19 protein-coding genes are annotated in these 19,037 nt (G+C 74.1%); 9 read left to right on the top strand and 10 right to left on the bottom strand.

From position 1 onward, the window contains the following. Window positions 1-9: 9 nt before the first annotated feature. Entirely contained in the window at window positions 10-708 is a 699-nt protein-coding gene (locus J4557_RS29920) for an HAD family hydrolase (RefSeq protein ID WP_208270095.1), read from the bottom strand. Window positions 709-817: 109 nt separating this feature from the next. Here J4557_RS29920 and J4557_RS29925 point away from each other — a divergent pair, with 109 nt between their 5' ends. Then, window positions 818-2,368 carry a CYTH and CHAD domain-containing protein gene (locus tag J4557_RS29925; RefSeq protein ID WP_307800285.1) on the top strand — a complete coding sequence of 517 codons (1,551 nt, stop codon included), beginning with the start codon at window positions 818-820 and terminating at the stop codon, window positions 2,366-2,368. Window positions 2,369-2,449: 81 nt separating this feature from the next. Here J4557_RS29925 and J4557_RS29930 read toward each other — a convergent pair whose 3' ends face one another. The 3 genes from J4557_RS29930 to J4557_RS29940 all read right to left on the bottom strand — a co-directional run bounded on the left by J4557_RS29930 (window position 2,450) and on the right by J4557_RS29940 (window position 6,093). Beyond that, on the bottom strand, window positions 2,450-3,337 hold the full coding sequence (locus J4557_RS29930) for an NUDIX domain-containing protein (RefSeq protein ID WP_208270096.1): 888 nt from the start codon (window positions 3,335-3,337) through the stop codon (window positions 2,450-2,452). Then, on the bottom strand, window positions 3,330-5,414 hold the full coding sequence (locus J4557_RS29935) for an RNA degradosome polyphosphate kinase (protein WP_208270097.1): 2,085 nt from the start codon (window positions 5,412-5,414) through the stop codon (window positions 3,330-3,332). Before J4557_RS29935 ends, J4557_RS29930 begins: the two co-directional genes overlap by 8 nt. 130 nt (window positions 5,415-5,544) lie before the next feature. Further along, window positions 5,545-6,093 carry a hypothetical protein gene (locus J4557_RS29940; RefSeq protein WP_208270098.1) on the bottom strand — a complete coding sequence of 183 codons (549 nt, stop codon included), beginning with the start codon at window positions 6,091-6,093 and terminating at the stop codon, window positions 5,545-5,547. A gap of 191 nt (window positions 6,094-6,284) precedes the next feature. On the opposite strand from J4557_RS29940, the gene J4557_RS29945 reads away from it, so the two are divergent. Both J4557_RS29945 and J4557_RS29950 read left to right on the top strand, forming a co-directional pair. After that, window positions 6,285-7,832 (top strand): pentapeptide repeat-containing protein, encoded by a 1,548-nt coding sequence (locus tag J4557_RS29945; protein ID WP_208270099.1) that lies wholly within the window; start codon window positions 6,285-6,287, stop codon window positions 7,830-7,832. A gap of 83 nt (window positions 7,833-7,915) precedes the next feature. After that, a complete protein-coding gene (locus tag J4557_RS29950) occupies window positions 7,916-8,290 on the top strand; it encodes a hypothetical protein (RefSeq protein WP_208270100.1) in 375 nt (124 codons plus the stop codon). Window positions 8,291-8,414: 124 nt separating this feature from the next. On the opposite strand, the gene J4557_RS29955 is transcribed toward J4557_RS29950, so the two are convergent. Beyond that, complete coding sequence (locus J4557_RS29955) at window positions 8,415-9,584, bottom strand: CU044_5270 family protein (RefSeq protein WP_208270101.1); 1,170 nt, start codon at window positions 9,582-9,584, stop codon at window positions 8,415-8,417. Then, window positions 9,581-10,243, bottom strand: a complete 663-nt coding sequence (locus J4557_RS29960) for an RNA polymerase sigma factor (protein WP_307800286.1) — start codon at window positions 10,241-10,243, stop codon at window positions 9,581-9,583. Before J4557_RS29960 ends, J4557_RS29955 begins: the two co-directional genes overlap by 4 nt. A gap of 191 nt (window positions 10,244-10,434) precedes the next feature. On the opposite strand from J4557_RS29960, the gene J4557_RS29965 reads away from it, so the two are divergent. Genes J4557_RS29965 through J4557_RS29975 form a run of 3 tightly spaced genes read left to right on the top strand, consistent with a single transcriptional unit; the run spans window position 10,435 to window position 13,851 of the window. After that, on the top strand, window positions 10,435-11,634 hold the full coding sequence (locus tag J4557_RS29965; protein WP_243776557.1) for a PP2C family protein-serine/threonine phosphatase: 1,200 nt from the start codon (window positions 10,435-10,437) through the stop codon (window positions 11,632-11,634). Continuing rightward, window positions 11,631-13,421 (top strand): sensor histidine kinase, encoded by a 1,791-nt coding sequence (locus J4557_RS29970; RefSeq protein ID WP_307800287.1) that lies wholly within the window; start codon window positions 11,631-11,633, stop codon window positions 13,419-13,421. Before J4557_RS29965 ends, J4557_RS29970 begins: the two co-directional genes overlap by 4 nt. Then, complete coding sequence (locus J4557_RS29975; RefSeq protein ID WP_208270102.1) at window positions 13,414-13,851, top strand: response regulator; 438 nt, start codon at window positions 13,414-13,416, stop codon at window positions 13,849-13,851. Before J4557_RS29970 ends, J4557_RS29975 begins: the two co-directional genes overlap by 8 nt. Here J4557_RS29975 and J4557_RS29980 read toward each other — a convergent pair. Beyond that, the gene (locus J4557_RS29980) at window positions 13,835-15,034 is read right to left on the bottom strand and encodes a PP2C family protein-serine/threonine phosphatase (RefSeq protein WP_243776558.1); all 1,200 of its coding nucleotides are present in this window, start codon (window positions 15,032-15,034) and stop codon (window positions 13,835-13,837) included. The two genes, J4557_RS29975 and J4557_RS29980, sit on opposite strands and share 17 nt — an antisense overlap. Window positions 15,035-15,148: 114 nt before the next feature. Here J4557_RS29980 and J4557_RS29985 point away from each other — a divergent pair, with 114 nt between their 5' ends. From J4557_RS29985 to J4557_RS29995, 3 genes are all read left to right on the top strand, one after another. Further along, window positions 15,149-15,622, top strand: coding sequence for a MarR family transcriptional regulator (locus J4557_RS29985; RefSeq protein ID WP_208270104.1), 474 nt, complete (start codon window positions 15,149-15,151; stop codon window positions 15,620-15,622). A 253-nt stretch (window positions 15,623-15,875) separates the two neighbouring features. Beyond that, window positions 15,876-16,712 (top strand): L,D-transpeptidase, encoded by an 837-nt coding sequence (gene ldt-CoaP, locus J4557_RS29990; protein WP_208270105.1) that lies wholly within the window; start codon window positions 15,876-15,878, stop codon window positions 16,710-16,712. Between the two features lie 126 nt (window positions 16,713-16,838). Further along, window positions 16,839-17,498: a choice-of-anchor P family protein gene (locus J4557_RS29995; RefSeq protein WP_208270106.1), complete on the top strand. Its 660-nt coding sequence runs from the start codon at window positions 16,839-16,841 to the stop codon at window positions 17,496-17,498. Window positions 17,499-17,645: 147 nt separating this feature from the next. On the opposite strand, the gene J4557_RS30000 is transcribed toward J4557_RS29995, so the two are convergent. The 3 genes from J4557_RS30000 to J4557_RS30010 form a co-directional block, all read right to left on the bottom strand. After that, complete coding sequence (locus tag J4557_RS30000) at window positions 17,646-18,104, bottom strand: ATP-binding protein (RefSeq protein WP_208270107.1); 459 nt, start codon at window positions 18,102-18,104, stop codon at window positions 17,646-17,648. A 172-nt stretch (window positions 18,105-18,276) separates the two neighbouring features. Next, entirely contained in the window at window positions 18,277-18,657 is a 381-nt protein-coding gene (locus tag J4557_RS30005; RefSeq protein ID WP_190850404.1) for a hypothetical protein, read from the bottom strand. A 63-nt stretch (window positions 18,658-18,720) separates the two neighbouring features. After that, the gene (locus J4557_RS30010; RefSeq protein WP_208270108.1) at window positions 18,721-19,029 is read right to left on the bottom strand and encodes a 4a-hydroxytetrahydrobiopterin dehydratase; all 309 of its coding nucleotides are present in this window, start codon (window positions 19,027-19,029) and stop codon (window positions 18,721-18,723) included. Window positions 19,030-19,037: the final 8 nt, after the last annotated feature.

Genomic DNA, 19,037 nt, shown 5'->3' on the forward strand with positions numbered 1-19,037 from the left:
CTGCGGACGCTAGCGCGCGACGCCGAGGACGAGGTCGATGACCTGGGCGGTGTCGCTCAGATCGGGCAGGACCGTGTCGGCGCCGGACAGCCGCAGGTCGGCGGCGGACGTGGCCCCGGTCGCGACGGCGACGACCCGCGCGCCGCCCTCGTGGCCCGCGCGGACGTCGTGCGGGGTGTCGCCGATCAGCACGGTGCTCGACGGCCCGAACCGCTCGCCGTACTTCGCGGCGGTGCGCTCGCGGGCGAGCTCCACCAGCGGCGGCCGCTCGACGCCGTCCATGCCGTAGGCGCCGATCTCCAGGTCGAGGAACGCGTCGAGCCCGAACGCCTTCAGCTTGCAGGCGGCGATCCGCGCCATGTTGCCCGTCAGGACGGACTGGATCACGTCCGGGCGGGCGGCGAGGGCCTCCAGGACGTCGCGGGCGCCGTCGTGCGTCCGGCCCCGGGCCGCGAGTTCGTGCGCGCGCGCTTCGAAGGCGACGGCGAGCCCGTCGGTGAAGGCTTCGAGGACGTCGGGCGTGGGGTCGATGCCGTGGTGCCGGAGCGTGTCGGTGGTGATGGCGCGGTCGGTCCGGCCGGCCATCGGCGCGACGTGCTCGGCCGGGCGGCCGATGACGCGGTGGAACACCTCCGCGTAGATGTCCGCGGACAGCCCGCCCGCGTGGAGGAGGGTGTGGTCGATGTCCCAGAGGACCAGGGTGCGCACGGACGCATGGTAGGCCGTCAAGATTTCGGCTTCTGTTCACCTCGGCGTGAAATGGTGGACATCTGGGTGTGCCCGCCGCCGTAGGAGCCGTCCCCCGAAGGAGCTGGTCGTGGCCGAAAGGCATCTGGAGATCGAGCACAAGTACGACGCCAAGGCCGATTTCGTCGTTCCGGAGCTGGGCGGGCTGCCGGGCGTGGCGTCGGTCGGGGAACCGGAGACCTTCGACCTGCACGCGAGCTACTTCGACACGGCCGACCTGCGGCTCGCGGCGCACGGGATCACGCTGCGGCGGCGGCGCGGCGGGACGGACGCCGGATGGCATCTGAAGATGCCGGCGGGCCCCGACGGCAAGGAGGAACTGCACGCTCCGCTGGGACGCCCGAAGATCGTGCCGGCGCGGCTGGCGGCGCTGGTCGCGGCGTACACGCGGGGCGAGCCCCTGCGTCCGGTGGCGACGCTGGAGACGCGGCGGACCGTCGTCCGGCTGTACGCGGACGACGGCGCGATGCTCGCGGAGGTCGCCGACGACCTGGTGACGGGCCGGGACGTGCGGGACGCCCCGGACGAGCCGCCCGCGGACGGCCCCGCGCGGCGATGGCGGGAGATCGAGGTCGAGCTCGGGGACGGGACGGCCGAGCTGCTGAAGGCGGCGGGCAAGCGGCTGCGGAAGGCGGGGGCGCGGCGGGCGAAGTCGTCGTCGAAGCTCGGCCGGCTGCTGGGCGACGCGATCGCGCCGTCGGAGGCGGCGCGCGCGCGTGCCGCGTGCAAGACGCGGCTGGTGGCGGCGATCGACAACGGGAAGGGCCCCGCGACGACGGGCGACGCGGTGATGGCGTACCTCGCAGCGCAGGTCGAGACGGTCGTGGCGTCCGATCCGAAGGCGCGGCTGGGCGAGGACGACGCCGTACACCGGATGCGGGTGGCGGTCCGCCGGATCCGCAGCACGCTGAAGGCGTACCGGCCCGTCCTGGAGGAGGCGCGCACGGAGCCGCTCGGGCCGGAACTGCGGTGGCTCGCGGCGGTGCTGGGCGAGGTCCGCGACCTGGAGGTGCTGCGGATGCGGTTCCAGGAGCGGCTGGACGGGGCGGCGCCCGCGCGGCTGGACGGGGCGGCGCCCGCGTGGCTGGACGATCTGGCCCGCCAGGAGCGCACCGCCTACAGGCGGATGAACGCGTCGCTCAAGGAGCCCCGGTACTTCGCGCTGCTGGACGAGCTGGACCGTCTCATCGCGGAGCCGCCGCTGGCGGAGGGGGCCGACCGCAAGGCGCGCAAGGAACTGCCCGAGCTGGTAAGGCGGTCCTGGGATCGGATGGCGCGCGCGTACACGTCCATAGCGATCGCCGAGGACGCGGAGGTGGCGCGCCACGAGACCCGTAAGGCCGCCAAGCGCGCGCGGTACGCCGCCGAGCTGGCCATGCCCGTGCTGGGAGTCGCGGCCAAGCGGGTGGCGAAGGACGCCAAGCGCATCCAGGAGGTCCTGGGCGGCTACCAGGACGGCGTCATCGCGATGGAGCACCTCAAGGCGGCGGCCGCGCGCACACGGAACCCGTCCGAGGCGTTCGACCTCGGCGTCCTGTACGGGTTGGAGCGCTGCGAGGCGGAGACCGCCCGCGAGAAGCTCTCAGTGACCTGGTCCCAGACGCTCGGCCCCGCCTTCTGAGCCCGCGTCCTGAACGTTGACCTGCGGCGAGTCGTCGTTCCGATCGGCCGGGATGCCCGGATGACGGCGACTCGCCGCGACTCAGCGGGATCTGGGTGAGTGGCGCTCCAGAGCGGCCAGCGTGCCTTCGCCCATGTGGGCCACCCAGAACTCGCCCTTGTGGAGGCTCGGGTCGTCCGGGACCTTCTCGCCGAGCTCCCGGCACAGCCCCGCGACCAGCTCCGACACGTTCTCGCCGTGGGTGCACACGACGGTCGGGACGCCGTCGCCGAGCAGGTCGAGCAGCCGCTCCCGGGCACGGTCGGGGCCCGTCTCGCCGACCGTGAACGCGGCGTCGGTGACGACGTCGGCGCGGATGCGGCGCGCGTACGGCAGGACGGTCTCCAGGCAGCGGGCCGTCGCCGAGCTGAGCACCCGCGCCGGGCCGAAGGCGTGCAGCAGCGCGGCGAGCTCCGCCGCCTCCGTCCGGCCGCGCCCGTCCAGCGGGCGCAGCTCGTCGGGCTCGCGCCACGCGTGCTTCTCCCCCGCCGACCCGTGCCGGACGATCATCAGCGGCCAGGTGCGGGACGGGCCGTCCAGGAACGCGCGGAGCAGGTCGGCGTCGTGCGGGTAGCTCAGCCGCGCCCCGGCCTCGGCCGCGGGCAGCCACGCCAGCTCGTCGACCTCCTCGTTCGGCGTGAACGCGGCCTCCGCGACGGGCCGCGCCGCCCAGTACTCGACCCGTTTGGGCCGGTCGCCGTGCCGGTACTTCGCGGTCGGGAGGCGGCGGCCGAGCCGCGGCACGAGGCCCGTCTCCTCCTCGATCTCGCGGACGGCGGCGCGCAGCACGTGCTCGCCCCGGTCGAGCTTGCCCTTCGGGAACGACCAGTCGTCGTACCGGGGGCGGTGCGCGACCGCGAACTCGGGGCCGTCCGGGCCGTCGCGCCACAGCAGCGCGCCGGCCGCGCGGATCGGGCCGGCGTCAGTCATCGACCGTCCTCCACCGCCGGCTCCGGACCAGGTGGGTCTGGATGTCCAGCAGCGCCTCGCCGGGGCCGGGCTCGCTGCGCGTCCAGGTGCCGTCGCCGTCGAGCGCCCAGGCGTGCGTGCCGGGGTCCATGGCCCGGTCGAGCAGCGCGATCAGCTCGTCGCGCTGGGTCCGGTCGGTGACGGTGACGAGCGCCTCGACGCGGCGGTCGAGGTTGCGGTGCATCAGGTCGGCGCTGCCGAGCCACACCTCCGGCTCGCCGCCGTTCTCGAACGCGAACACCCGGGAGTGCTCCAGGAACCGGCCGAGGACGCTGCGGACCCGGATCGTCTCCGACAGCCCCGGCACGCCCGGCCGCAGCGCGCAGATCCCGCGCACCCACACGTCCACCGGCACCCCGGCCCGCGAGGCCCGGTACAGCGCGTCGATGACCACCTCGTCGACCAGCGAGTTGCACTTGATCCGGACCCGCGCGCGGTGCCCGGCGCGGTGGTTGTCGATCTCGTGCTCGATCCGCTGGACGAGCCCGGACCGCAGGCTGTTCGGCGCGACCAGCAGCCGGTTGTAGGAGCCCTGCCGGGAGTAGCCGGTGAGGTGGTTGAACAGCGCGCTGACGTCCTCGCCGACGTCGGGCGCGCAGGTCAGCAGGCCGAAGTCCTCGTAGAGGCGGGCCGTCTTCGGATGGTAGTTGCCGGTGCCGATGTGGCAGTAGCGGCGCAGCGAGCCGTCCGGGTCCTCCCGGACGATCAGCGCGAGCTTGCAATGCGTCTTCAGCCCGACGAACCCGTACACGACGTGGCAGCCGGCCGTCTCCAGCTTGCGCGCCCACGCGATGTTGGCGCGCTCGTCGAAGCGGGCCTTGAGCTCCACCACCACGACGACCTGCTTACCCGCCTCGGCGGCGCTCATCAGCGCGTCGACGATCGGGGAGTCGCCGCTCGTCCGGTACAGCGTCTGCTTGATCGCGAGGACGCCGGGGTCGGTCGCGGCGTCCTCGATCAGCCGCTGCACGGTCGTGGTGAACGAGTCGTAGGGGTGGTGCACGAGGACGTCGCCCTGGCGGATCGCGGAGAAGATGTCCACGTCCTCGGGCAGCGCCTCCTTCGACGGCACGAACGGCGAGTACTTCAGCTCGGGCCGGTCCAGGTCGGCGATGGCGCCGAGCCCGGCGAGGTCGAGCGGCCCGACGAGCCGGTAGATCTGGCGCTCCTCGATGGCCAGCTCGGTGGTGAGCAGCTCCAGCACGCCGTCGGAGATCGACTCCTCGACCTCCAGCCGGACGACCGGGCCGAACCGGCGGCGCAGCAGCTCGCGCTCCAGGGCCTGGAGCAGCCCCTCGCTGATGTCGTCGTCGATCTCCAGGTCCTGGTTGCGGGTGACGCGGAACGCGTGGTGCTCGACGACCTCCATCCCGACGAACAGCTGCCCGAGGTGCGCGGCGATCACGTCCTCCAGCGGCGTGAACCGGTCGGGGGACGCCTCGAAGAAGCGCGGCAGCAGCGGCGGCACCTTGACCCGGGCGAACATCGTCGCGTCCGTCTCCGGGTCGCGGACGATCACGGCGAGGTTCAGCGACAGGCCGGAGATGTAGGGGAAGGGGTGCGCGGAGTCGACGACCAGCGGGGTGAGGACGGGGTAGATCCGGTCGCGGAACAGCCGGCGCAGCCGCTCCTGCTCGGTCTCGGCCAGCTCGTCCCAGCGCAGGATCTCGATGCCCTCCTTGGCGAGGTCGGGCAGGACCTCCTTTCGGAAGCACGCGGCGTGCCGGCGCATCAGCTCGTGCGCGACCTCGCCGGTGCGCTCCAGCACCTCGCGGGGCTGCCGGCCGCTGGCGGACTGGACGGCGAGGCCGGTCGCCATCCGGCGGGCCAGGCCGGCGACGCGGACCATGAAGAACTCGTCGAGGTTGCTCGCGAAGATCGACAGGAACCGGACGCGCTCCAGCAGCGGCAGCTCGGGATCCTCCGCCAGCTCCAGGACGCGCTGGTTGAAGCGCAGCCAGCTCTCTTCGCGATCGAGGAAGCGGTCGTCGGGCAGCGCTTCGGTGGCACGAGGAAGATGTCCTGGATTGACGGTCATGTCCCCAATTTTCCCTGACCAAGGTGAACAACGGTGGAACGCCGGTGTTTCGGCGAAGAGTCAGATACGTCGATCATGCCCGCGGTTCCCGTTGATCAACCGGGACATAGGTCCTCTCGTGCCCACCGGGCTAGATGCCGCAGGAGCCGGCGACGAGGCGGTGCCCCAGCCAGGCCGCCAGGTCCGCGACGAACGCGTCGGCCAGCGGCGGCCAGTTCCAGAACCGCAGCCCGAGCTCCGCGAACGCGCACGGCACCGGCCACCGCCAGCCGTTGAACCCGGTCCGCTCGCCGCAGCGCGCGCAGACCAGCGCGTCCGGGCCGCCCTCCAGCCACTCCTCCACCGCGTCCAGGACGGTCTCGAACGGCAGCCACGCGCCGCAGTGCGGGCACCGCACCCGGTCGTCCTCGCGCATCGTCCCGTAGTAGGCGCCGCGGCCGACGTCGATCTCCAGGCCGTTCGGCCACACGTCCGGGAAGCCGGCCGGATCCCCCATCGCCACCGACCCGGCGGCCGGGCCGGGCGCGTACCCGCCGGGGACGTCGCCGAGGACGCAGTCGGTCCGCTCGGCCAGCACGATCCCGGCGTCCACGAGGCGGGTCAGGACGCGGTCCGCGAGGTCCGGCGCGTCGCCCGGAAGCGCGTCGAGGTCCGCGATCCAGCGGCTCCGTTCCCCCATGCGCTCACAGTACGACGACAGGGACAAACCCGAAGAAGAACGAGGGACTTGCGCGAAAGCGGTGACAGACGAGGTAAAGAGCCAATCAACGTCTTAGTGTGGTCGTTCCCGTGCGTACAGTAACCATGCGGAAGTAACGACCTGACCGCCGGGAGATTCCCGGGGGAACCACCTGTGGGTACAACGGGACGGTGACCTCTCACGAGCCTCCCCCTCCGCCCCCCACCGCGGTCCTGTGGCCGCGGTGCTCGGCCGTCCACGGATGCGCCGGGCGCGCCGCCGGCGGATTCGCGGGCTGCCCCGCCCACCTGCGGCCCGCCGAGTTCGCGCGGTTCGCGGCCGGGCTGCGCCCCGGAGGCGACCTCGACCTGCGCGGCGTCACGGTCCCCCCGTGGCTGCTGGACGCGGTGCTCGACGCGGTCACCGGCCCCGACGGGCGCCCGCACCTCGGCCGCGCCCGGTTCGACGGGGCCGTGCTGCCGTCCCACGCCGTGCTGCGCGGCGTGTGCGTCGAGGGCGACAGCTCGTTCGACGGCTCCCGCTTCCTCGGCGGCGCGTCGTTCTTCGACGCGCGGTTCTTCGGCCACGTCTCCTTCCGCGGGGCGCGGTTCGGCGGCAACGCCTCCTTCCACGAGGCCCGGTTCCACCGGCACGCCTCCTTCGAGGAGGCCGTGTTCAGCGGCGACGCGCTGTTCGGCGAGGCCGTCTGGCACGCCGACGCCGCGTTCCCGAAGGCGGTGTTCTTCGGCGCCGCCTGCTTCGACCGCGCCGAGTTCGGGCGGGACGCGGCGATGCAGGGCGCGTGCTTCGGCGCGGCGGTCTCGTTCCGGCGGGTCCGCGTCGCCCGGCACGCCCGGTTCGAGCGCACCCGGTTCCGGAGCGGGCTGTGGCTCGGCCCGCTCGTCGCGGGCGGCCGGATCGGCCTCGCGGACGCCGCGGCGCGCGGCGGGCTGCGCGTCCACGCGGCCGCGCGGGCGGTCAACGCCCGCGCCGTCACGGTCCGCGGCGAGGCCGAGTTCCGGCTGCGCCGCGCCGAACTCGATCTCGAGGGCGCGTGCTTCGACGCGGCGGTGAACGTCCGGTCGCTGCCGAACCCGATCCAGGGGCTCGCCGAGCCGGAGTCGTGGACCGGTCCCGCGACGGTCCGGCTCGTGTCGCTGCGCCGGGTGGACGCGGCCCGCCTGCACCTCGCCGACGTCGACCTCAGCGGCTGCGGCTTCCTCGGGCTCGTCCGCCCCGACCGGCTGCGGATCAGCGGCGACTGCCCGTTCGCGACCGTCCCGGACCGGCACCGCTGGCGGCCCTGGGGGCGCGGCGCCGGCCGCGCCGTGCTCGCCGACGACCTGGCGCGCGACGCTGGCGGCGCCGCGTCCGGCGAGGACCGGCTGGAGGACCTCTACCGGGAGCTGGCCCGCGCCACGGCGGGCTCCGACCGCGCCCGCCTCGCCCGCGACTTCCGCTACAGCGCGCTGGAGATGCGCCGCCGCAGCGAGCCGCACCAGTGGCGGCGCTGGGCCCTGCACCTGCTGTGGATCACCAGCGGGTACGGGCTGCGCGCCGGGCGGATGGCGGCCTGGCTCGCGCTCGCCGTCGCGCTGGTCTGCTGCGGGCTGCTGTTCGTCCGCCACCAGCACCCCGAGGCGGCCCCCCGCACCCGTTCCCACCAGCCCTTTTCCTCGTACGGACGGCGCGCGGCGCATCCCGCCGCGCGCCGGGGCGTGCGGCCCCTCACGCCCTGACTCCGGCACCGTCAGGCCGGCCCAGGTGATCGTCAAAAGGGCGCGCCACTGTTTTGTCAGTGCTTTGGGTAATGATTCTTGTTATGAGCAGAGACACTCATCCGGGGGTGCAGTGCCCGCACTGCCATTCCCATCTCGCGCTCGTCCCCGTGCCCGGAAATACCGCCGCCGCGGCGGTGCCCGCCACAGAGCCCGCCGCAGGGCCGACTCCACCGTCCGCCGCGCAGCCCGCACAGGCGCCCGTTCAGGCGCCCGTCCCGCCGGTCACCGCCAAGGAGGAATGGCAGCCGCCGCCCGTCGGGGAGGTCCTCGCCGCCTATGCCGGACGCGTCAAGGACTCCGCCACCGCAATGCGCGGCGCCGCCCGCGTCCGCGACAGCCTGAACCGCGCCCGCACCGCCGCCGCGCAGCGGCGGGCCGCCCAGAGAACCGCCCGCCGGACCCCCAAAAGCGCCTGATCACATCCCGATCACGGCGACCCGTTTCGCGAAGCGGCGGAAGGGACGGCGCACGGCCGCCGAGGCCATGGCACCGTCCCTCCCCGATCCGCGCCCGGCGCGGGCGCGGATCATCGCCGACGCGTCACTTCGGCGCGGAATCCGTCCATTCCATGGTCATCACGGAGCTGGAGTCGAGCACCGTTCCGGCGGGCCGCGGCTCCTTCGCCGACGGGGTCAGCAGCACCCTTTCGTCGGCGAGGGCCTTTCCGGTCGCGGGATCGATCACCAGCAGATGCCGGACCACCCCGCTCACGCCCTTCTCCGTCATCCCGATCGCGTCGCCGGTGCGGCCCTGCGGATCGGTGACCTTGCCCACGGAGTCGACCGTCTTCAGCCCGGCCAGCATCCGGAACGCCGCCGCCCGCACCTTCGGCCGCACGGGCAGCTCGGTGACCAGGCTCCCCGCCACGCGGAACAGCCACGCGTCCGCCTTCATCGGCACGCTCGACGACTCGGTGTCATGCCCGTCGTACCAGCGCAGCACCTCCTTCTTCAGCCGCGCCGGGTCGTCCGGCAGGCTCTGGAGCTGCTTCATGGTCACGTTCCGGCCCAGCCAGTAGACCTTGTCGCCGCCGACGAGCGGGGTGCTGCTCGTCTCCGCCGGCCCCGGCCCGGTCGACACCTTCATGGCCTTGTAGCCGCCCTTGCCGCTCGGCTGGATCGGCACCTGCAGCGACAGCGTCTTCGGCGAACCGGCCCGCCGGTAGGCGGCGGCGTCGGCCGGGGACGCGGGCTTCACCCCGAGCCGCTGCACCCGGCCGATCATCTTCCCGCCCGGCCTGCCCGGCGCCCACTCGTCCGACCTCTCCATGAGCAGGACGGTGTAGCGCTCCCCGCCCTGCCCCCGGGCCAGCCACGAGCTGGTGCCGACCGTCGACTTGTGCCAGAAGCTCCCGCCCGGCTCGGACGCCCCGTCCAGCTTCTCGGCCGCGGCGAGCAGGACCGTCCGGGCGTCGAGCGGCTGCCCCCCGGCCTGCGGGCGGTGGCCCGGCGCCTTCGGATCGCCGTCGCCCCCGCCGGAGGCCACCGCCACGACCCCCACCGAGGCGGCCGCGACCGCCCCGGCCAGGCCGAGCCCCCACGCGGGCCGGACCCGGGACCGCCGCGGCATCCGCACCTCCCGCACGCCGGACCCGGCCGGCGCCGCCATCGCGCGCGCCAGCTCGGCCCGCCGGACCTCGTCACCGACCGGCGCGTCCGGGTTCAGCTCCGCCGGCCTCGCCTCGCGCAGCGTCCGCAGCACGTCGTTCATGCCCTCTCCTCACTGACGATTCCCATTTGCGGACGCACCGGGCGGCCCGCCGCCTCGGCCGCCGGGCCCCGCGCCGGGCCCCGTGCCGGGCCGGACGCCCCTGCGGGACCCCCCGCGGCCTCCGCCCGGCCGGCCCCGGCCTCCGCTTCGGCGCCCGCGTCGGCGGCGCGCAGCAGGCGCCTGCGGGCGCGGTGCAGCCGGACCCGCAGCGCCGCCGGCGAGCAGCCGACGACCCGGGCCGCCTCCCGCGGGCTCAGCCCCTGCCAGGCGACCAGGATCAGGATCTCCCGGTCGCCCTCGGGGATCGCCGCCATCGCGCGGAGCACGGCGAGCCGCTCCGCCACGTCCTCGGCGATGTCGCCGGACGGCCGCGGCGCCCAGCGGGCCAGCTCGGCCGTGCACGCCTCGCGCCGCGCCTCCGCGCGGTACCCGTCGCGCAGCACGTTCCGCGCGACGCCGAGCAGCCACGGCAGCGGCGGGTCGGGGACGTCCGCGATCCGCCGCCACGCCACCGCGAACGTCTCGCTCACCACCTCGTCCGCGATCTGCCGCCCGGCGCGCGCGGCGGCGTACGCCCACACGCGCTGCCGGCAGGCGTCGTACATCGCGGTGAAGCGTCTCTCGTCGGGGGCCCTCTCACGGGGGGCTGGGTCTGCCACCGCGCGCTCCTCCGTCCGTCCTGGTGTGTCCATCACCAGGAAGTGGCCCGGGGAGGACGATCGTTACCACCATGCTGGAGCACTGATGTCGGTGCTGGTCGTGCCACTACTGGACTGCCCGTAACATTTGCTCGATGGCAACCAACGCCGCCCCCGCCCGCGGGGGCCTCCCGGGGCGAAGGAGCTGAGCTATGACCGCGATGCACAGTCGCGGTGCCGAGCGTCTTCCGGGGGTGGCCGGCTCTCCCCATCTCCTCCTGGTGGAGGACGACCCCGGCGACGCGTTCCTGTTCGAGGAACTGCTCACCGAGGTCCAGCCGAACGTGCAGATCACGGTCGCCTCGACGCTCGCCGAGGCACTCGAGCGGCTGCGCCCCGACGTGCAGTGCGTGATCGTCGACCTGTCCCTGCCGGACGCGTCCGGGCTGGACGCGCTGCGCCAGGTGATCGCCCGCGCGCCGTCCACCGCCGTGCTGGTGCTCACCGGCCTCGCCGACGCGCACGTCGGCGTCCAGGCCGTCGCCGCGGGCGCCCAGGACTACCTGGTCAAGCAGGACGTGGACGGCGCGCTGCTCGGGCGCGCCATCAGCTACGCGATCGAGCGCAAGCGGGCCGACGAGTCGGAGCGGCAGCTGGTCGAGGCGCGCGCGGTGGGCCGGGAGAACGCGCGGCTGGAGCGCGGGCTGCTGCCCGTCCCGATCCTCGAGGACGACTCGCTGCGGCACCTCACCCGGTACCGGCCGGGCCGCGACCGGGCCCTGCTCGGCGGCGACTTCCACGACACGGTGCAGACCGAGGACGGCACGGTGCACGCGGTGATCGGGGACGTCAGCGGCCACGGCGCGGACGAGGCGTCCCTCGGGGTGCGGCTGCGCATGGCATGGCGGACGCTGGTGCTGGCCGGGCACACCGGGGAGCGGCTGCTCTCCACGCTCGACGCCGTCCTGGAGCACGAGCGCTGGGGCGAGGAGATCTTCACGACGCTCTGCATGGCCGCCATCGCGCCCGACCGCCGCACCGTCCGGCTGTACCGGGCCGGGCATCCCTGCCCGCTGCTGTTCGGCCCGTCCGGCGTGCAGGCCCTGCCGGAAGGCCCGCACGGGCCGGCGCTCGGGCTGATCCCGGGCGCAGAATGGCCGGCCGTCGACCTTGAGGTCGGCGACGCGTGGGGGCTGATGCTGTTCACCGACGGGCTGATCGAGGGCTGCGTCGGCGAGGGCGGCGAGCGCCTCGACCTCGACGGGCTGGAGAGGCTGGCGAGGGCCGCGCATGCCCGCGGCGAGCGAGGGGACGTGCTGGTGGACGGGCTGATCACGGAGGCGGAGCGGCTGAACGGGGACGTGCTGTCCGACGACCTGGCGGTCCTGCTGCTGAGCCGGGGGGAGCTGTGACGGCCGGCGGCGAGCCGGCGACCGGCCCCGAGGAGCCGCGCAAGGAGACGTCCGGGGACGCCCCGCGCGAGGACGCACGCCGCGAGGACGCGCCCCCCGCGGAGACCGACGCCGCCGACGAAACCGACGCGCCCGAGCAGACCGAAGAGACCGAGCAGGCCGAGGAAGCCGAGGAGGTCGAGGAGGCCGGCGCGCCCGAGCCGCTGGCGCCGCCGGTCGTGCCGGAGGGCGCCGAGCTGCCCGCCCCCCAGGGGATCGGCCGCCTCCGCCTCGTCCAGATCTACCGCGTCGGGTCCCTGGTCCTCGGCGTCCTGCTGCTCGCGGCGTTCGCGGTGGCCGGGACGGCGCTGTACGAGTCCGGGAAGGCGCGCGAGACGCTCGTCGACCGGGTCGACCCGGTCGCGCTGGAGCAGTACAAGCTGTCCTCGGCGATCGCCGCGCAGGACACCGCGATCCGCCGGTACACCGAGGAGGGCGGCGCGGACCGGATCACCGAGTACCGCAGGGCCGTCGCGCAGGAGGCGGCGTCGGCCGCGACCATGCGCCGGCTGCTGTCGCAGGTGCCGGACGGCGGCCGGGTGATCGTCCTCCTCGACCGGGTGACCGCGGGCTCGCGGGAGTGGCGGGCGCGGTTCGCCGACCCGATCGCGGCCGGGCGCGGCGGCGAGGGGCTGAGCGGCGGCCAGAGCCGGCAGGCGGGCGGGCTGTTCGACCGCGCGCGGGGCGGCATGACCCCGCTGCAGAGCGGCATCACCACCCTGCACGACCACGCGTCCGCCCGGCTGCGGGCCCGCGCGAACGCGGCGCTGTGGTCGGTGGGCGCCGCGCTGCTGATCGCCGCGTTGGCCGTCGTCGCGCTGGCCCTGGTGATCCGCCGGACGGTGGTGCGGCCCGTCGCGTCGCTCGGCGCGCAGGTCCGCGAGGTGGCGCAGGGCGACTTCGCGCACCGGCTGGACGTGTCCGGGCCCGCCGAGATCAACGAGCTGGCCATGATCATCGACGCGATGCGCCGCCGGATCATCGAGGAGTGGCGGACCAGCACCGAGCGGGCCGCGCTGCTGGACGAGCAGGCCGGGGAGCTGCGCCGCTCCAACGCCGAGCTGGAGCAGTTCGCCTACGTCGCCAGCCACGACCTCCAGGAGCCGCTGCGCAAGGTGGCGAGCTTCTGCCAGATGCTCGAGCGCCGCTACGGCGACCAGCTCGACGAGCGCGGGCGGCAGTACATCCAGTTCGCCGTGGACGGCGCCAAGCGGATGCAGGCGCTCATCAACGACCTGCTCGGCTTCTCCCGCGTCGGCCGCATGTCCCGCCCCGAGGACGCGATCGACCTGAACGAGGTCGCCGCCCAGGCGCTGGACAACCTCGGCTCGCTGATCGAGGAGACGGACGCGCGGGTCGAGGTGGCGGACCTGCCCGTGGTGCCGGGCGAGCGCACGCAGCTCACGCAGCTGTTCCAGAACCTCGTCGGCAACGCGCTCAAGTTCCGCCGCCCCGGCGTCGCGCCGCGCGTCGCCATCGGCGTCCGTCGGGAGGGCGACGAATGGCAGTTCACGTGCGCAGACAACGGGATCGGCGTCGAGCCCCGCTACGCCGACCGGATCTTCCTGATCTTCCAGCGGCTCCATCCGCGGGACGAGTACACCGGCACCGGGATCGGCCTCGCGCTGTGCAAGAAGATCGTCGAGTACCACGGGGGCCGGATCTGGCTGGCCGGCGAGGAGCGCGGCGAGGACGACCCCGGCACCACCTTCCACTGGACCCTTCCCATCGGAGACGACGATGAATGACGGCGCGCGCCCCATCGAGGTGCTGCTGGTCGAGGACGACCCCGGCGACGTCCTGCTGACCACCGAGGCGTTCGAGCACAACAAGGTCAGCAACAAGCTGCACGTGGTGAACGACGGCGAGCAGGCGATGGCGTTCCTGCGCCGCGAGGGCGAGTACGAGGGCGCGCCGCGTCCCGACCTGATGCTGCTCGACCTGAACCTGCCGCGCAAGGACGGCCGGGAGGTGCTCGGCGAGGTCAAGGCCGACGAGGACCTGCGCAGCATCCCGGTCGTCGTGCTGACGACGTCCGAGGCCGACGAGGACATCCTGCGCAGCTACCACCTGCACGCGAACGCCTACGTCACCAAGCCCGTCGACTTCGAGCAGTTCGTGTCGGTGGTCCGCCGGATCGACGACTTCTTCGTGACGGTGGTCAAGCTCCCCCGCTGACCGGTTCGGCCTCGGCCGGCCCGGTCCAGTCGACGCAGACGATCACCGCGTCGTCGGCGGGCTCGCCGCCCTCGTAGTGCGCGATGTAGTGCCGGATCAGGGTGCGGACGGCCTCGGGCGGCTCCTGCAACCGGGTGTCCCGCATCGCCTGGAGCAGAGCGACCGCCCCGTACGCCTGGCCGGACGGCGACAGAGCCGCGTGCACCCCGTCGCTGATGATGATCAGCCGGTCGCCGGGCTCGACGGTGAACTCCTCCACGGCGTACCGGCTGTCGCCGAACATGCCCAGCGGCAGCTGCTCGTCGAACTCGATCGCCTCGGTGACGTTGCCGCGCATCCGGTACAGCTTCGGGGAGCCCGCGTCGACCGCCCGGACCCGGCCGGTGGCCAGCTCGAACTCCATCAGCAGCGTCCCGACGCTCCGCTCGCCCCGGTGCAGCCCGTACACCGTCTGGTCGGCGAGCACGGCCTGCTCGGCGATGTCGGCGCCGGACCGGCGCGCGTTGCGCAGCGCGCTGACCGCCAGGTGGGTGAGCGCCGCCGCGGACGTGCCCGTGCCCATGCCGTTGCTGACGGTCAGCGTCAGCCGGTCGCGGGACGCGGTCCAGTCGAAGTTATCGCCCCACACCGCGTACGCGGGTTCGAGCTGCCCGGCCAGGTGGAACCCGGCGGTGTCGCGGGACAGCGGCGGCAGCAGGTCCCACTGCATCTCGGCGGCGACGGTCAGCCGCGTCCGGCGCCGGATCCGCCGGAACAGGTCCGTCGCCGCGTCGGCGACCTTCACCGCGCGGGCGAGGACGTCCGCCACCGGGGCCAGCCACGGCGGTTCGGGCTCCTCGGCGCCGGCCTCGCCCGGGACGCGGACCGTCAGCACGCCGAGCCGCTCGCCCTGCACGGTGAGCGGCAGGTGGACGAGCCGCGCGCCGATCCGCCCGGACGTCTCCCGGTCGGGGCGCTGCCCGGCGAACGCCCGTCCGGGGGCGGTGTTGTCCAGCGGGACGTCCTCGTCGGCGGGGTCGCGGCCGAACGTCTCCGCCTCCCCGCGGACGGCCGGGAGGAGGAACGCCTGCCGGTAGTCGATGAGCAGCACCTCGGCGAGCGCCCCCGGCCACTGCCGGGCCAGCTCCGCGGTGGCCGCGGCGATCAGCTCGTCCGGCCGTGCGGACCAGATCGCATTCTGCAACGCCGCGAACGCATCGCCGCGCTGTGGACGGGAAGGCACAGGTTCCCTCATCTCGTTCCGGGACGGAACCGGCCCGGGATGCCGCAGAAGACGTCGTGTGTAACAGTGGAGGGCATGGTGGACACGTCGGGTGATGATGCGGCCCGCTCCGCTGCCGCCCTCGACGATGCCGCGTTCACGCTGATGAGCGTATGGTCGCACGCCCACAACGCGCCGGACGTCCCGGTGCCGTCCACGCAGCTCAGAGCGCTGTTCATCCTGGAGCGCGGCCCGGTGAACATCAGCAGCCTGGCCGCCGGCCTGGACGCGCTGGTGTCGTCGGCGAGCCGGCTGTGCGACCGGCTGGAGGGCGCCGGGCTGCTGATCCGCGACCCCGGCCGGGACCGGCGCGAGGTGACCGTCCGGCTCAGCACGGACGGGCAGGCGCTGCTGGACCGGCTGCGCGTGCGGCGGCGCGCGGAGATCGCCGACGTGCTGGCCGCGATGCCGGCGAACGCGCGCGCGGCGCTGCTGTGGGGCCTCGCGGAGTTCCACGAGGCGGCGTCCGGCCGCGACACCGGCGGCGGCTCGTTCCCCATGCTGGCCTGATACCCCCTGCCGACCGGCCCCATCATCCTCCGAACCACCCTCTCAGTCCCACAAACCCCGCATTTGCCGAATCTCCCGATAAACGGAAATGAGGCGGCAATTATCCGGGCACTTTCCCGGACACGCCGCGCTCATTTTCGCCGTTTACCGAACGGGCGCCCTCACCACTACTAGCATCCGGCCCCATGGCGAATGACAATGCCTTTCCCGATCAGCGCGGCCGGACGGCCGGAAGACCCGCGCGGAGGCCGCGATGACCGCCCGCCGCCTCCGCTCCGCCCCCGCCCGGCGGCCGCGCGCCGCCCTCGCGGCGGGCACCCTGCTGGCGGGCGCGGGCCTGCTGCTCGGCGGCTGCGGGCACTCGCCCGCCAACACCGCGTCCGCCCGCGGCGGCGACCGGGCGACCCCGGCGCGGGCACCGGGCGGCACGTCCGGGGCCCCCGAGGCCACCACGTTCGCCCGCCTCAAGGGCGTCCCGCACGACGGCGCACCGGACGGCGCCACCGGCGGGCTCGTCGTGCACCCCGCCAAGCCCGTCCCGGTGCTCGACAAGCCCGGCGGGCGGGCCGTCGCCACGCTCCCCGCCACGGAACTGGGCGGGCCCACCTGGGTCCCCGTCGTGCAGAGCTCCGGGGACTGGCGGCGCGTGCTGCTGCCGAGCCGCCCCAACGGGTCGACCGGCTGGATCTCCGGCGCCGCCGAGGGCCTGCTCACCGCGCACACGCCCTACACCGTCAAGGTCGACCTGTCGCGGCGCCGGCTCACCCTGCTCAAGTCCGGCAGGCCCGCCGGCGCCTGGCCGGTCGCGGTCGGCGCCGCCAAGACCCCGACGCCCACCGGCCGCACCTTCATGCTGGCCACCCTCGCCCCCGCCAAGAAGACGCCCAGCCCGCTGGTGCTGCCGCTCGGCACGCACTCGGCCACCCTGGACACCTTCGGCGGCGGCCCCGGCACCGTCGCCCTGCACGGCTGGCCCGACCGGTCCGTGTTCGGCAAGGCCGTCACCCACGGGTGCGTGCGCGTGCCCCAGGACGCGCTCCAGGCCCTCTCCAAGGTCCCGCTCGGAAGCCTCGTGTTCATCGACGCCTGAGCCCGGCGGCCGGACCGCCCGGCACGCCGTCCGGTCCCGCCCGCGAGCGCCGGCGGGACCCCACGAACCCCGCTCGACGGCCACGGCCGTCCCCTTCATCCGGATACACACGATCGGAGACGATCCATGCACGCCTTCACCCGCCTGACCGCCGCCGGCCTGCTCGCCGCCGGCCTCACCGCCGCGACGGCCGCGGCCACCGGACCCGCCCTCGCCGCCCCGCCCGATCCGTCCGGGTCCGGGTCGGCCTTCGGGCTCGCCGCCACCGGGCCGCTCGGCGCCGTCCCGCCGGAGCCCGCCGTCTCGTCCGACGGCGGCCCCGCGCACAAGAGCGTGCTCAGCGAGGACCGTCTCAAGGCCGTCCGCGCGTCCGCGCTGAGGGTCGACGCGACGCCCTCGAACGCCCGCTCCAACGTCACGGACCTGGCCGTTCCCACCGCGAAGCTGATGGCGAACGCGGTCACCGCGACCTGCCACGACGGTCAGGGCGGCGCGCACCTGACGCGGGCCACCGTCGCGGGCAAGCGGCTGGACGCGACTCCGCCGCCCAACACCACCGTCCCGGTGGACGTCGAGGGCGTCGGCCGCACGTCGCTCGTCCTCAACAAGCAGCAGCGCATGCCGAACGGGCGGCTCGCCGTCACCGCCATGCAGCTGAACCTGCCCGGCGGCAAGGGCGCCGTCCGGGTCGCGTCCGCCACCTGCGGCCGCGTCCCCGCGCAGCGTCCCGCCGAGGCGCCCGCGCCGAAGCCGGTCAGGCACCACGACCTGCCGGTCACCGGCTGACGACCCTCGACCCGGAACGGCGACGGCCCGGCGGTGCGGACACCGCCGGGCCGTCGCGATGCGCATTGACGTCCGCCGTATTCGCCCACCGGAGGCGCCGCACCGGCCGAAGCGACCGGGCCGCGCGAATGGCGCGGAAATGCCGCGTCAGCCGGCGAACGATTTCTCGAAATGCACGATGGCCCCGTTCCGCTGGACGCGATCGAGAATGCGGACCTCCTCCGTGCACGCCCGCATCAACTGCAGCCCGCGGCCGTGTTCGGCGCCCGGCGGTGCCGGCGGCGCGTCCCAGACGGCGCGCGTGGCACCGTCCCGCCACCCGGTCTCGACGCTCTCCGCGGTGCTCGCGGCGGTGCTCACGACGGCCCCGCCGTCGATGACCTCGACGACGCACTTCGTGCCGTCCATCCGGGCCCTGACCTCGTAGTCCTTGCCCGCGGTGGCGTGCTGGATGACGTTCGCGCACGCCTCGCCGAGCGCCAGCGCGATATCGGCGCGCACCTCCGGCGGGACGCCGAGACCGCGCAGAGAGGCGTCGAGCGTATGCCTGACCAGTGGAGCGCTCTCGGCGTTCCTCGGCAGGGTCATCTCGAGGACGACCTCCATACCATGCGCCTCCGTTCCCTCGCTAGTGGCAAGAATTCCCAGTACCGCACTCCGGAAACTCCGGCCATCCGGCAAGAGTCGCTAGTCGCCCATCGCGTCCATCACCTTCGCGCCCTCGTCCATCCCATCCACGTCCCCCCGGTCGGCGGATTCACGCCGCGTCCCGGCGGGGTCAGCCCTCCTCGACCCGTCCGGCCAGCTCGCGGGCCCGCGCGACCTGCGCCTCGTCCATCCCCTTGTAGTCGCAGTCGCGGTGCCGCTCCTCCTGGTCGTCGATCCACCGGGCGTGCGCCTCCCAGGCGGCCTGCTTGCTGATGCCGAGCGCGGCGCCGATCTGCGACCACGACGCGCCCGCCTCGCGCGCCGACCGCACCGCGAGCTGCCGCCCGTACACCGCCTTGCGGGCGATGACCTCGCCGAGCGCGAGCCGCTCCAGCGCCTCCTCGCGCAGCAGCGGCACGTCGCCCATCGTGTCGCGCACCCACAGCTCGTCATGCCGCCCGGCCGCCGTCAGCAGCGTGAACTCTTTCTCGATCCCGTCAGGAGTGATCATGCATTCCACCCTGACGTCAACCCACCCTGACGTCAAGCCCTCCTGACGCCCCTCGCTGAGCGATCAGGCGGGTTCGGCCCCGTGGCCGGCGGCGATGGCGTCGATGTGGTGGGCCAGTTCGAAGTCTTTGGTGGTGAGACGGTGTCCGGCGTCGTGGGTGGTGATGTCAAAGCGGATGCGTTGCCAGGTGATGTGGATGTCGGGGTGGTGGCTGATCTCACGGGCTTTGGCCGCCACGTATATCGCCAGGTGGACGGTCTCGTGGTAGCTGTGCCGGTAGGTCCGGGTGATGGCGTTGCCGGTGCGTTCCCAGCCGGGGAGGTCGGCCAGGCGGGCGGCGATCTCGTCGTCGGTGAGCGGCTCGGGGGCCATGGGCGTCT

It is taken from the genome of Actinomadura nitritigenes (assembly GCF_017573545.1).
GTDB lineage: Bacteria > Actinomycetota > Actinomycetes > Streptosporangiales > Streptosporangiaceae > Spirillospora > Spirillospora nitritigenes.